General features: G+C 37.1%; 12 protein-coding genes. 2 read left to right on the top strand and 10 right to left on the bottom strand.

Annotation, left to right across the window (positions count from 1 at the left end; all coding sequences use genetic code 11):
• Positions 1 to 273 precede the first annotated feature (273 nt).
• Positions 274 to 1,671, bottom strand: coding sequence for a glycoside hydrolase family 1 protein (locus IGJ11_RS02850; RefSeq protein ID WP_207432994.1), 1,398 nt, complete (start codon positions 1,669 to 1,671; stop codon positions 274 to 276).
• Positions 1,672 to 2,067: 396 nt separating this feature from the next.
• Here IGJ11_RS02850 and IGJ11_RS02845 point away from each other — a divergent pair, with 396 nt between their 5' ends.
• A complete protein-coding gene (locus IGJ11_RS02845) occupies positions 2,068 to 2,493 on the top strand; it encodes a hypothetical protein (protein ID WP_207432991.1) in 426 nt (141 codons plus the stop codon).
• A gap of 250 nt (positions 2,494 to 2,743) precedes the next feature.
• Positions 2,744 to 2,926, top strand: coding sequence for a hypothetical protein (locus tag IGJ11_RS02840; RefSeq protein WP_010719924.1), 183 nt, complete (start codon positions 2,744 to 2,746; stop codon positions 2,924 to 2,926).
• Between the two features lie 309 nt (positions 2,927 to 3,235).
• Here the strand turns inward: IGJ11_RS02840 and IGJ11_RS02835 are convergent, their stop codons facing one another.
• The 9 genes from IGJ11_RS02835 to IGJ11_RS02795 form a co-directional block, all read right to left on the bottom strand.
• Entirely contained in the window at positions 3,236 to 3,940 is a 705-nt protein-coding gene (locus tag IGJ11_RS02835; RefSeq protein ID WP_207432987.1) for a deoxynucleoside kinase, read from the bottom strand.
• Between the two features lie 22 nt (positions 3,941 to 3,962).
• Positions 3,963 to 4,403 (bottom strand): nucleoside 2-deoxyribosyltransferase, encoded by a 441-nt coding sequence (locus IGJ11_RS02830; RefSeq protein ID WP_010719926.1) that lies wholly within the window; start codon positions 4,401 to 4,403, stop codon positions 3,963 to 3,965.
• Positions 4,403 to 4,978 carry a TIGR00730 family Rossman fold protein gene (locus IGJ11_RS02825; RefSeq protein WP_063626655.1) on the bottom strand — a complete coding sequence of 192 codons (576 nt, stop codon included), beginning with the start codon at positions 4,976 to 4,978 and terminating at the stop codon, positions 4,403 to 4,405. The genes IGJ11_RS02830 and IGJ11_RS02825 overlap by 1 nt, the downstream gene beginning before the upstream one ends.
• 1,323 nt (positions 4,979 to 6,301) lie before the next feature.
• Positions 6,302 to 7,306, bottom strand: a complete 1,005-nt coding sequence (locus IGJ11_RS02820; RefSeq protein ID WP_207432983.1) for a sugar kinase — start codon at positions 7,304 to 7,306, stop codon at positions 6,302 to 6,304.
• A 19-nt stretch (positions 7,307 to 7,325) separates the two neighbouring features.
• Positions 7,326 to 8,066, bottom strand: coding sequence for a 2-dehydro-3-deoxy-phosphogluconate aldolase (gene dagF, locus IGJ11_RS02815; protein ID WP_010719929.1), 741 nt, complete (start codon positions 8,064 to 8,066; stop codon positions 7,326 to 7,328).
• Positions 8,067 to 8,086: 20 nt separating this feature from the next.
• On the bottom strand, positions 8,087 to 9,193 hold the full coding sequence (locus tag IGJ11_RS02810; RefSeq protein ID WP_207432980.1) for a DgaE family pyridoxal phosphate-dependent ammonia lyase: 1,107 nt from the start codon (positions 9,191 to 9,193) through the stop codon (positions 8,087 to 8,089).
• Positions 9,177 to 10,289, bottom strand: a complete 1,113-nt coding sequence (locus IGJ11_RS02805; RefSeq protein WP_207432976.1) for an amidohydrolase/deacetylase family metallohydrolase — start codon at positions 10,287 to 10,289, stop codon at positions 9,177 to 9,179. The genes IGJ11_RS02810 and IGJ11_RS02805 overlap by 17 nt, the downstream gene beginning before the upstream one ends.
• Positions 10,290 to 10,297: 8 nt before the next feature.
• Positions 10,298 to 11,386 carry a DUF871 domain-containing protein gene (locus IGJ11_RS02800; RefSeq protein WP_207432973.1) on the bottom strand — a complete coding sequence of 363 codons (1,089 nt, stop codon included), beginning with the start codon at positions 11,384 to 11,386 and terminating at the stop codon, positions 10,298 to 10,300.
• Positions 11,387 to 11,408: 22 nt separating this feature from the next.
• Positions 11,409 to 12,743: a PTS sugar transporter subunit IIC gene (locus IGJ11_RS02795; protein ID WP_010738347.1), complete on the bottom strand. Its 1,335-nt coding sequence runs from the start codon at positions 12,741 to 12,743 to the stop codon at positions 11,409 to 11,411.
• Between the last annotated feature and the right edge of the window lie 243 nt (positions 12,744 to 12,986).

The raw sequence follows: 12,986 nt of genomic DNA, 5'->3' as shown, positions 1-12,986 counted from the left end.
ATTTAATTCTGTGTAAATATCTTGAAAAGAAAACCATCTGCTCACACTTCCTCAAAAAAAGATAACGTTCGTATTTTAATCATATAGAAACGGTTACAATTGATAAAAACTAAAAAAATCACTTAAAAAGCATACTTACTTTATAAAGATATCAAATAACATTCTTTATTTATATACATTCAAAAGCGTTTTCATTGTATTCTAATTTTTCAAACAAACAAAAATATTCCTCTTGACCGTTTATTAAACGGAGCAAGAGGAACGTTGACTTTTTTATATTGTAAATTGGTTGGTATCAGATAGTTTTTTAAACCAGTGACCAGATTTTTTGATCGTCCGTTTACCATCATTTGCTAAATCAACGGAAATAAATCCATAACGATTTTTGTAAGCATTGGTCCACGACCAGTTATCCATACACGTCCACATATGATACCCCAAGCAATTAGCACCTTCTTCGATTGCTTGATGAACATATTTTAGATGTTCTTGGACAAATTCAATGCGATAATCATCGTGGATCATCCCATCTTCTTCGATAAAACGTGCTTCATTTTCAACACCCATACCGTTTTCAGAAATGAAACAGTCAATATTACCATAATGGTCTCGAACATTGATTAAGATATCATAAATTCCCTTTTCATAAATTTCCCAACCACGATAAGGATTCATTTTACGATGTGGCATTTCATAATTATCAAAATAATCTTCTGGCATTGGTCCATTTTCATGATCAATCGGTGTTTCTTTTGCTTTGACTCTTCTTGGTTGGTAATAATTGATCCCTAATAAGTCAATCGTATTTTCTTTAATGATCGCTAAGTCATCTTCTTGCATCGCTGGTACCATGTCTAATTCTTTCACAATGGCGATCAATTCTGGTGGGAACTCACCTTTAACTGCTGGATCAAGAAACGAACGATTAAAAAAGGCATCAGCTAATTTAGCTGCTTTGACATCTTCTGGGTTGTTTTCATCCCTAGGATAGCTTGGTGTTAGATTCAAAATGATTCCGATTGAGCCATCTAATGCCATGGAATGATATGCTTTGACGGCTAATGCAGAAGCCAGCGCTTCATGATAGCCTACTTGGATCGCCTTTTTCATATCGGACTCTTCCGGGTAATGCCAACGGTAAAGATACCCAGCTTCAACTGGCACGATTGGCTCATTATGGGTAAACCATTTTTTGATTTTCGTCCCAAATAATTCAAAACAAATCTTAGCATACCTTTCATACGCTTCAACCGTTTCCCGATTGAGCCATCCGCCTTTTTCTTGCAAAGGCATCGGCATATCAAAATGATATAAATTCACAAATGGTTCAATGCCATTAGCGATCAATTCATCGAAATACGCATGGTAAAAATCAACAGCTTGTTGATTCACTTCGCCAGTCCCTTCAGGAATCAGGCGACTCCATTGGATCGAAGTACGAAAACTATTGTGTCCAGTTTGTTTCATTAATTGAACGTCTTCTTTATACTTCGTGTACACTTGTGATGTTTTTTCAGGACCTACTTGATCAAAGAACTTTTCTGGTTCTTGGCTAAACCAATAATCAAAAATATTCTCTCCTTTACCATCGCCAGCAACACGACCTTCTGTTTGCGGGCCACTTGCGGCTGATCCCCACCAAAAATTACTTGGAAATTGATAATTTGTCATCCACTCACACCTTCTATTAAAGAGTTCAGTTTATTTGCTAAATAATACTTGTTCCCTACTCAATATAGCAAACGTTTACACCAGTTACAAGTTAATTTAGCAAACGTTTTATTTAGTGGAAACTACTCGTACACCCCTACTTTATTTGCTGTACTGAGCAAACCAGTCCTTTTGAAGGGGAGTTGACATCTGTAAAGAAATGAGATTGAATAGAAGAGACATAAACACCTTTTTTCAATGGAATAGACAAAAGCTAGTATTCCTAAATCTTATAATAGAAGCTATACTAATTTATTAGTCACAGTAAACACAACGACAGAAACCCAGCCAACTTGGTTGACTAGCGGATTCACACCGTTTGTAGTTAAAGCTGTATCATACAATGGAGGAAATATTTTGAAGAAATTAGTCATCATGGTTCTTTCGCTTGTCAGCTGTTTTACTTTATCAGGATGCAGCCTATTCGGTGGATCTGGTAACTCAGCAGACCAAACGACAGATTCATCGACTCTACAAGCTGAAAAAGAAGATATCAGTAACAGTAACTATTCATTAAAAGTCCGCAAAGACATGAATTTAGTCAGTGGGCAAATCATTTTTAGCGATCATAAAATGGAATGGACACGTACCTATATAGGAACTGAAAAAGATACCGCAAGTACTTCTCAAGAAAAAACAGTACTCAATGATATCAAGATCAAGACCGAAGCAGACACTTATACCATCTCTGGTAAAGAAGATGGTAAAGAAGTATCCGTTACCTTCAAAAAGATCGGAAACTACCGAATCGAAGATCAGGACGGAAATATTTATAGTTTGTAAAAGACCTAAAAAGACCGACTTGACCTGATCAGTAAAGGAAAAACTTTTAGAACAGCTTTTATTTTTGAAAAAACTTGCAACTGTTCTGGCTGTTTTCTTGTCACTTCGTACAAAAAAACGAGAGCTGACATGGCTCACTCGCTAGGAATTAACCGGAATTAAGAGAAATTGTTAATTTCTCTTAATTTTTTTGTTTCTGCCATTTCTTTCTGGTATATTGGGTAAGCACAATGTGATAAAGGAGAAAAAAATGAGTATATTTGATAGTCATGATTATTGTACTTGTACAACCAGTAAAAATATTCATACCGAATTTAGTGATCAAGGAAGCTTAAGTATTTGCGATCACTGTCATAAAACTGTAAAAGATTCATTTAAGTCATTTGAATCCTATACGAAAGAAAGACATGCGGATGTTTTAACTGTTAAATAAAGTCTCGGCCTTATTTTGTATAAGTATGGCAGGATACCAATAGGTCAAAAGATTTGAAGATGTCAACAGACACGTTCAAATCTTTTGATCTATTTTTACTATCTTTTTCACTTAGCCAAAAACAGATTTTTCCTTGATAAATTGATTACTATCGAACTGTGTTCTTTCGAATCATTTCTTTTCAGGAACCGATCTATCGAAAACAAGCTGAAAAACCGCCAAATCGTTTCGACTATCTTGGAGGTTTTCCAGCTTGTTTCTTAAAATGAACGATGTCATCATCTTTTTTAAATGGAACATTATGACTGTTTACTGACCCAGTCCTTGTCCTTTTGCATGTTGATTCTCAGTAAAGTATTTCCCTGCCTCTGCATCGCTTAATTCTGCTAATTTTTGTTGGATTTGTTCAATGACCTCTTTTGCATGTTCTGGCTTTTCAACAAAATCGAAGCGGTCACCATCGATTTGAATCTTCGGACAAACATCAAAATCTTCATACCATTGATCATAACGTTGATTTAAAGAGCGATAATAGTCATAAAGTGTCTCATCACTTTCTAGCTGTTCATAATCACGACCCCGTTTTTTGATGCGATCCAACATTGTATCCAAGGACACTTTGATATGAACCATCAAGTCTGGACGTTTCTTAGGAGCAACATCATCTAACTCGTTAAGCATCGTATCCAATAAATTATCATATTGTTGCACTTCAATATCGGTCACTCGACCTAGATCTGCATTTAAATGAAATAGCAGGCTATCTTCATAGATCGAACGGTCTAACACGTTATCATCATCCACTAAAGCATTTTTCATCGCTAAAAATCGTTTATTCAAAAAGAAAATTTGCAATAAAAAAGCATACTGTTCTGGATTTGAATAAAAAAGTGGTAACACTTCATTATCCTCAACACTTTCATAAAATGGTTTTGAGTCGATTTCTTTTGCAAGCATATCTGTCAAACTGCTTTTTCCTGCACCAATCGTTCCTGAAATTAATATCACTGACATGCAATCCTTCCTCTTTCTATTTCTATAAGTACTCGCCTACATATTTCGTTACTGGTAATGTTTTAAAATCGTAGTCACGTACTTCGTCAACTGTTTTTAAATAAGTATGCAAACTTTGAGTAATCATCAAATTAGTTGGAACAGTCTCTTCTTGGAAAACAATCATTGGTTTTTTCATCATTGTCGCTGCCCCTAATTCATAAGCTGTCCCTGGATCAATGATTTGATGTTCATAATCTAAAATAGCTACTACGTAATCAGCTGCTGTTAGTTCTGCCATATCTTTTTCATAAACTTCTTGTGCCCAACCTGCACTAAACATTTCATAATTACTTTCTTGATGATGTCTTGGCGAATAAAAACCAGTCACCGTTGGATTTTCTTCCAATGCTTTTTCGATACGAGCAACACGCTCGACTTGCTCCTCTGAAAAGAATGGACCTGCTAAATAAATTTGACTCATTAATTTGCCTCCTCTAATAATTGTTGTGTTTCACTTACTTCTGCGCGTAATAAATCGACTAGTTCTAATGGGTTATTTGAAAAAAAGACGTAATCCAGCCATTTGGCATCCATAAATTCTTCTTTGGCAAACGTTTCTAATAACGTCTTTAAACCTTCATAATATCCTCCGATATCTAAAATACCAATTGGTTTCTTCGCTGTTAAATCAATGGCCATCCAAGATAAAAGTTGAGAAAACTCTTCTAAGGTTCCCAATCCTCCAGGAAAGATCAAAACAGCATCTCCTTGTTCAAATAACAATACTTTTCGTTCGTCGATTGTCTCGGTAGGAATAAAAGTTGTTACATTTGTATTCGGTAACTCAGAATCAAAAAGCCCTGTTGGATAGATACCAGTGACTTTCCCATTGTTTTCTAGTAAAGTCTGACTGAAAACTCCCATGATACCCGATTCTGATCCACCATAAACCAGCTCAATCTCTTCTTGAGCCATATATTTTCCTAACGTTTGGGCAATAAATTTATAGCTTTCTTTATTACCAAAACGGGAGCCACAAAAAACTGTTAGTTTCAAAAAAACACATCCCAACTCAAAAGTCTAACTTCATTTTACACTTGTTTTTTTAAAATAAAAGACTAGATTTTGTGATTTTTTAGTGGTATATAAGAAAACAAACACTATATCTAGTGTTTGTTGGCGAAAAATTTTTTAATCTTTTTTATTTTAAAAAAATATTAAATAACATAAATGTTTAAATTTGAAACGACTTTCTTAATTAAGAAAGCTTGCTTTCATCGTGTTCTGACAATAACATTCACTCATTTAACGAGAATCTAGCATCATTCTTTTCTCGCAAAAAATTTGATAAAATAATTGTTATGTTTCATTCTCTGTAAATGTTTCGCTAAAAATTTTATGTATATGAACTCCCCAATCAAATGCTTTCTTGAATTGTTCTATTTTCTGATATTCATCACATTTTGACAACCAATAAGAAAGACCAACTTTTTATCTAATAGCAAAAAAATAAGCCAATACTTGAAAGAAAATCTGCATTCCTTCAATATATCGGTTTTATCTCATGGTACGACGGCTCACTCAATTATTGTTCTGATCTTGAAAAACGATAGAAACAGCCAAATGCTTTTATTCTAAAACATGTGCTTTTTTTATGTTCCTTGAAAAAGCCAAAACCAACATTGACGCACTTTACTCGCCCAAGTAAACTCTCCCCTATTTGTTGCACTTGCTATCTTCATTTTACTCGTTATCCTCAGGTGTATGTTTTTGGATAAAAAAATGGACTGGACACATCGTATCCAATCCATTTATGGCACAGTAAATAAAACACATGTAGTTCATCTATTTTTCTCATCAAAAAAGGTAGATTTCTCCTTTGAGATTCGATACAATAAACGAAGTTGATGGTTTCCATTGACTATGGCAAACTTGATTGGTCAATGTGGTTGACTTTTTCAAGACCTCTGTTTCTGGCTGCCACTAGAAATGGAGGTGCCTTTTTTTTATTTGGCTGTTTCTATCTGTTCCTTATAATACTGATCGCTTACGTGGTAGTCAAGAGAAAACGAAAACCTACAAAAAACTGTACTGTTTTTCTCCCAGATTTTTGTCAAAAATATTTCTCCTTCTTTTAGACCCTAAAAACAACAGAGAAAGTTAGCAATCTAAAACGACCGCTACAGTTGCAACTCTATTCAATCCTTTCTGGATTTTTACCATCAGCTTATTCAACTCTTGGCTGATCCGCTATCTACTAAAAGCTAACTTTTAATATTTCAGACGATGTCAAAAAGTCTTGAAACACTGATTCCCGTTTCAAGACTTTTTTAACGCTCCGATGCATTTTATTTCGTCCATTCATCGCAAGACTATTTCTTAGCGAATCAAATCGACATCTGGCGCATCTAGTAATTGTTGAACCTGTTTTCTAGTTGTGAGCGGAACATCTCCTTGGATTGCATGAGCCAAACGAGCATTTCCTGTTGCAAACTCGACGGTTCTAGTCAATGACCAGTTTTCCGCATATCCTAATAATATCCCAGCCGCAAAAGCATCCCCTGCACCAATTCGGTCTAAAACAAATAACTCGTAAAAAGGTGTTTCAACGTCTTCTGTGACGGTGATCAAATATCCTTTTAATTGTTTTCTTCCTTCATGGCTGGTTCGTTTCGTACCAGCAAACCATTCGATGTCATAATAAGCTAAAAAGGATTGGATATAGGCGATAGGATTTTTCGTTGAATCGCTTGTTCGCCATTCTAATAATTCCGTCAAATCACGGATCGAGCCAAATAAAATCGTACAATAAGGTAAAATTTCCTCATAGCGTTGTTTCAAGATGTTTCTTTGATCTTGTTCCTGGTTCAATGTTGGCCGAAAGTTGAAATCAAAACATACTTTTTTTCCCTGAGCATGAGCTTTCTTGGCAAGAGAAATCGCTGTTTCGGCACACTGATCAGACAAACTCAAACTGATCCCGCAAATATGCACAAGATCTACTGTTTCAATAAACGCCTGTACTCCATAGTCATTTTCTTGAGACAATCCAAAAGAACTATGTTTTCGATTTTGGTAAGTAACTTCAGTAGGACGAACACCATACCCCATTTCTGCGAAATAGGTACCGATATGTTGTTCTTGTTGGATTACATACTTCGTTTCAACACCGATACTTTTTAAGTTAGCTAACGCAGCACTGCCTAAGCGATTATCGGGCAGAGCCGTCAATAGATAACTCTCCATATCAAAATGAGCTAGATTACCAACTAGATTCACACCTGTTCCGGTATATGCCAGTCTTAATGTATGGGTTTGTTCTAGCATCAAGTGTTCTGGAGGTGTCAATCGCAACATCACTTCTCCAAATGCCCCAAATTTCATTTTCTCACCTTTTTTCATCTTAGCTGACAACTTTTTTCATGATTTGTAGTAATGTCCGGACATCCTCTGGCTTCGTATTGCCCGTTTCAGGGTCAATAATCGAGCTGTAGACATGGGGAATAATCTTTTTCACCTTGGCATCGACAGCGATTTGAAGGATCTCTTCAAAGTTGGTTAAATCAATTCCTCCTGTTGGTTCTAATGCAAAATCATAAGTGGCACAAGCTTGCGCTACCGCCTCATACTCTTTTTGATGTGCTAACCCTTTCATTGGAAAATACTTGATTGATGTTCCTCCCATATCTTGTAGTAAGCGAATCGCTGTTTCAATCGTGACTACGCCTGCTGTACCTTGAGAACTTAAAGGACCGGTTGCAATATTGACATACCCTTCTTTACCTGTTGGTGAAACTAATCCATTGACCACTGTTTCATTTTGACCTAACACAGCTCGTGAAGCACCCACTCCAGTAAATACTTGGTTCACATGTTGTGGTTGCAAGACTTTTGCCAAACGAGTCACCATTTGACTCTGATTTGGATCACCTGCTCCCAAGCCAACTGATAGCGCATTATTCGTTGCTGCTTGATACTTTTTCATGTCAGCAATAGCTGCTTCGTCTGTTTCATAGTTTTTTGAAAGCACCCCCAGCAAAATATGTCCTTCAGCTGCTTCATAACACTCCACCGCATTTTCAACAGAATTAGCTAAAACATTCAAACAAACTTGATCGTGTAAATAGTTAGGAATTCGTGACATTTTTTTCTCTCCTTTTTCACTCAAGATAATTTTGTTTCATTCATGATTTCTTGCAGGCGAACAATGATTTTTTGCATTTCTTCTTGATTGACCGAACGTATGTCAAATTCAATGATACCATGATTCGCTTGATAATCTCGTGTATAGACTGCTGGATTTTTTTCTTTTAGTGCCTGAATAACTGAATGTGCAGAACGATCACTGATTTTAACACTCGCTCGATAAATCTCTCGACCAGCTGGATCTTGAACAATAGTTGCTGACAAATGATCAATGTGATTCAACGCTTCAACAAATGGTTGTAAACGGCGCTTCATTGACTCCCCAGATTCACTGCCATGTTCAAGATAATCGGTGACCGCTTGGGTAAATCCTAAAATATTCTCTTTACCGATTTTCATCGAACGACCGATCCCTTTTGACTGTAATCGCACCCATGGTATATAAGGATTCTTTCCAATCACCATTCCTGCACTTGGACCTTCGATCGCCTTTGCACCCGAATAGATCACTAGATCCGCTCCTAGTTTAGTGTATTTGAATAAATCCTCTTCTGCTGCTGCATCAACAATCAACGGGATTTCATGTTTTTGAGCAACTGCTACTGCTTCTTCTACTGACAACATACTTTTTTGAACCGTATGGTGACTTTTGACATAAAGAATCGCTGCGGTATTTTCAGTGATACAGCTTTCAAGATGTTCAGAGCTACACATATTGGCATAACCTGCCTCGATTACTTGCCCCCCACCTTGTTGAATCATTAATTCAACGGATGTGCCGTAATCAACATTGTGTCCTTTGGGTAAAATAATTTCCTTTTTCTTGATAGTTGTTGAATAAGGATGATAAACATGAGTTAGACTTCCTTTGCCAATAACCGCTGCCACTGCTTGAACAATACCAGCAGAAGCACAAGAAACGATCTGAACATCCTCAACTGCTAAGAGATTCGCCAGATAAGCACCCGTTTTTTCACTCAGGTCTGACATTTCAAAAAAATGTTCGCCGCCAAAGCGTTGCGCTGCCAAAACAGATTCCGATACTTTGGAAACACCTAAAATCGTCATCCGGCCTGAAGCATTGATCACTTCTTTTAAATTAAATTTATCATAACTTACACTCATAACTCTTTCCCCCAATAACTACGCTAACTGGTTTGATTTGTTGATCGATCACTTGCTGTTGTCCATTCGAGTCAGTAATCGTCTTTTCTTGGTCAACAAATTCAAATATTGTAAAATCCGCATCAAAACCTACTTCTATCTGACCTTTCGTTCCTAAATGAAAATTTTTAGCCGGCACACAAGTTACCTTTTCTAAAATTTCTGACCAGGAATAGCCGATAAAATGCAATTTTTCCATCGTTGTCGCTAAATCGTAAACGGGGCCGTTCTTTCGATTACGAATATAGATATCCGTGCTAATAGAGTCCGCTTTGATTCCTTGGTCATAGGCTGCTTTTGCCACCTCAAAATTAAAACTGTCGGTGCCATGACCAATATCGAAAATCACCCCTTTGGCTAAGGCATCTTTGACAAACGGTTTAATCTGATGAGTTTCTTTCTCCATAATCCCGTTATCTTTCCCATTAAAACAATGGGTCAAGATATCGCCTTTTTCCAGAAGCTGCAAAATTTCTTCTAAATGTGGTGGGGCAGAGCCAATATGCACCATCAAAGGAATCTGTTGATTCTCTTTTTGAATTTTTTTCGCCCATTCCAGCGGTGTCAATCCATTATTCCCAACCACGGTTTTGCTCATTCTAGCTTTGATTCCCACGATAAATTCTGGAAATTCAGTCAATTTTTCTTTGACCAAATTCGCTTGTATCTTGGATAAATCAGCTAATTCATCTTGTTCTACGATGCCCCACTTTGAAATATTCAACAAGGCATACACATTGGTTTTGGCTTTTTTTGCTCGTTCATAAAATTGATGGATATTTTCGGCACCTGTTGTTCCTGCATCGATAACCGTTGTTACCCCTTTACTCACACCAATCTGGTCTGGGTAATCATAATATAAAGTCATTTCCTCAAAACAATGGACATGGTCATCGATCCAGCCAGCAGAAAGATAGTGCCCTGGCTGCAACGTTTGTTCTGTTTTTCCTTTTTCTGGGATACTTGTTGCGATTTTCTGGATTTTTCCATCATTGATCCCAATATCCAGTGTTTCGCCAGTTAATCTACGTGCATTTCTGATCACTAAATCGAACATCACAACGCCTACTTTTCTATAAATTTGAACTTCGACCATGGGTGGATAAAATCTAGTAAGAGATGTTCTTCTGGTACAATTGCACCAACTTTATTTTTCCTTGCATCCCGATGTGGTTCTAAAACGATTTGAAGTTCATTTTTGTATTTGCCAAATGTATCATTTCCAATGACTACATCACCGACTTGAAATTTATTTTCGTTATCATGAGCTTCATTTTCTGCATGTTTATATTTTTTTCGAACTTCAGTGGAACGAATAACCTGTTCAGTGATATCTCCTCGACGAACATGTTGTTCTCCTAGTACAATTTGTCGTTCTACTTCATGAGTAGCTGTCAGCCACTCAATCGTAAATACCGTTTGATAGCGATCCATTTCCCCTAACAGACGCAGCTCTTCTTCAGATGCGTAGGCATTTCCAATAATGACATCATCGATCAACCCAGTAGCAAACAAATGTTTTGCTGCTACATGGACCGGTAAATGACGGTGCATCTCTAACGTAGTCAACCCATCATTGATATCCCAAGGTCCGATTGTTCCCACCTGAGAAGAAACAAAAGCAGCCGTTCGTAACCCTTGTTTTTTAAATCGTTGGCTGCAAGACTCAAAAAATCGGTAAGGTAAGCCTGTTCCTTCTTGAGGATAAAAATTATGACACCCATAGAGAAAGGGTTTATTTGCTTGATGAGACAAAATATTATCCAAATAAGCAACATCATTACTCATATTCAACTCAATCGCTAAATGATAAGGGTTATATGACAGCAAAGCTTCTTTTCCGCCGTCAAATCCTAAATCAAGACGGATTCCATCTGCACCAGTTTCGTGGAAAAAACTTAAGTCGTCATACGAAATGTCCAACTGTTCAAAAATGTTGGGAGCAACATCTAAAATCGTTTCAAATCCCAATTCTTTCGCAAAATGAATCAATTTTTGAAACTTTTGTTTTACGATCAGAGGATCTTCCGTTACTTCTAACATACTCATAAAAATACGGGTAAACCCATAACGTTGTGCTAATTGCAAATATTCTTGATCTTTGATTGGATCACTATGATCTGGGTAAAGTGAAATCCCTAGTGCACGTTTCATAGCCACTATCCTCCATTTTTTATTATGCTTGTTCCTCGGTAACGCCCGTCACCATTGGTGCTTCTTCTTGCGCTTGTTCTTCTGCTTCACGAGCCAGTTGTTGTTTTTCGAATACTTTGAAGAACGGATAATAAATAGCCAATGTGATCAGGAAGTTAGCAATAACTAACACGCCAGCTGCTACGCTCCAGTTTGTACTCATCCAAGCGGCGATTGGCGAAGGAATAGCAAATGGTAACCGAGCCGTCATCATTGGGATGAGACCACTAACCGTTAAGACATATGACAAAGTAGTCGTTACTAACGGTGCAAGAATGAACGGAATCCCTAATACTGGATTCATTACAATCGGTGCCCCGAAGATCATTGGTTCATTGATGTTGAATAGTCCTGGTAAAATCGATAATCGACCTAAACTCTTTAAATATTTTGATTTGGAGAACATGAATAAAACCACTAAAGCCAAGGTTGTTCCTGCGCCACCGATCCACACGTACCACTGTAAAAACTGTTCTGTAAAAATATTCGGCATATTATGAGCATTCGCACCAGCGTTGAAAGCATCAATGTTTTCAGCAATCGAAATATCCCAAAATGGGCGAATCACTGGTCCCATAATGGCTGGTCCATGAATCCCAAGAACCCAGAAAAAACAAATCAAGAAGACTGTTAATAAACCACCAAACAAACTATTCCCTGCAAGTATGCCTTTTAGCGGCATCAATAACTCACTTAAGAACCCATTCAGATCAAAACCAAGCATATGTCGGATCACCCAGAAGAAAATCAAAATCACCGCTCCAGGAATCAATGCAACAAAAGAGTTTGTCACTTCTGGTGGCACCCCATCAGGCATCTTGATTGTAATTTTCTTTTCAATGAAGAAACGATAAATCTCGACAGAAATAATTGCTGTAACAATGGCACCAAATAATGAACCTGATCCTAGATTCGCAATATTGATATAACGTCCTGCTGTGATTCCTTCCAAGTCTTCTAATACCTGTGTCGGTGGTGCTGCCACGATCAGAAACGACATCAATGCTAATATACCAGCCGTCAAGGAATCAACTTTATAACTTTTTGCTAATGATGAAGCAATCCCAAATGTTGCGTATAATGCCAAAATCCCTATCGTATAACGAAAAGGAATATCCAAAATTTGCCGATAGGGTTCGATCACTGCTGCCACAGATTCAATCGGAATGTTCAGTAAAATCGTAAAAAATGAACCGACGATCGTTAGTGGCATCGTTGCAATAATTCCTTTTCTAATTGCCGTCATGTGCCTCTGTGTTCCAATTCGGTTAGCTACTGGCATAATCTTTTGTTCAATCAATCCTACAAACTTATCCATTACCGCTCTCTCCTTTTATAACATTATAATGTTTATCAAAGTGATCGTACCATATTATGCTAACTTTGTAAACGATTTCTATAAATAGTAAAAATTTTTCTACTCTCTAAGGAAGCTTATCCTAAAAATACACAATCCTTCCCCCATCACAAAAAAACACCTGCGAATATCTTGACCCATGTATCTGATGGCTTCTGCGGTAATAACGGCGTGCCTTACAAAATATGAAAAGCTATTTTCTGG

This window comes from Enterococcus sp. DIV0691, assembly GCF_051711145.1.
GTDB classification, from domain to species: domain Bacteria; phylum Bacillota; class Bacilli; order Lactobacillales; family Enterococcaceae; genus Enterococcus_B; species Enterococcus_B hirae.
The sequence above is the reverse complement of the archived record's forward strand: the minus strand, read 5'-3'. Positions and strand labels throughout refer to the sequence as shown.

Excerpts from the sequence above, each read along its gene's own strand:
- IGJ11_RS02835 (WP_207432987.1), bottom strand. The coding sequence starts at position 3,940 with ATGTCAGTGATATTAATTTCAGGAACGATTGGTGCAGGAAAAAGCAGT.
- dagF (WP_010719929.1), bottom strand. The coding sequence starts at position 8,066 with ATGTCACGAATTCCTAACTATTTACACGATCAAGTTTGTTTGAATGTT.
- IGJ11_RS02805 (WP_207432976.1), bottom strand. The coding sequence starts at position 10,289 with ATGTTCGATTTAGTGATCAGAAATGCACGTAGATTAACTGGCGAAACA.
- IGJ11_RS02820 (WP_207432983.1), bottom strand. The coding sequence starts at position 7,306 with ATGAAATTTGGGGCATTTGGAGAAGTGATGTTGCGATTGACACCTCCA.
- IGJ11_RS02800 (WP_207432973.1), bottom strand. The coding sequence starts at position 11,386 with ATGAAACGTGCACTAGGGATTTCACTTTACCCAGATCATAGTGATCCA.
- IGJ11_RS02795 (WP_010738347.1), bottom strand. The coding sequence starts at position 12,743 with ATGGATAAGTTTGTAGGATTGATTGAACAAAAGATTATGCCAGTAGCT.
- IGJ11_RS02810 (WP_207432980.1), bottom strand. The coding sequence starts at position 9,193 with ATGAGTGTAAGTTATGATAAATTTAATTTAAAAGAAGTGATCAATGCT.
- IGJ11_RS02840 (WP_010719924.1), top strand. The coding sequence starts at position 2,744 with ATGAGTATATTTGATAGTCATGATTATTGTACTTGTACAACCAGTAAA.
- IGJ11_RS02830 (WP_010719926.1), bottom strand. The coding sequence starts at position 4,403 with ATGAGTCAAATTTATTTAGCAGGTCCATTCTTTTCAGAGGAGCAAGTC.
- IGJ11_RS02850 (WP_207432994.1), bottom strand. The coding sequence starts at position 1,671 with ATGACAAATTATCAATTTCCAAGTAATTTTTGGTGGGGATCAGCCGCA.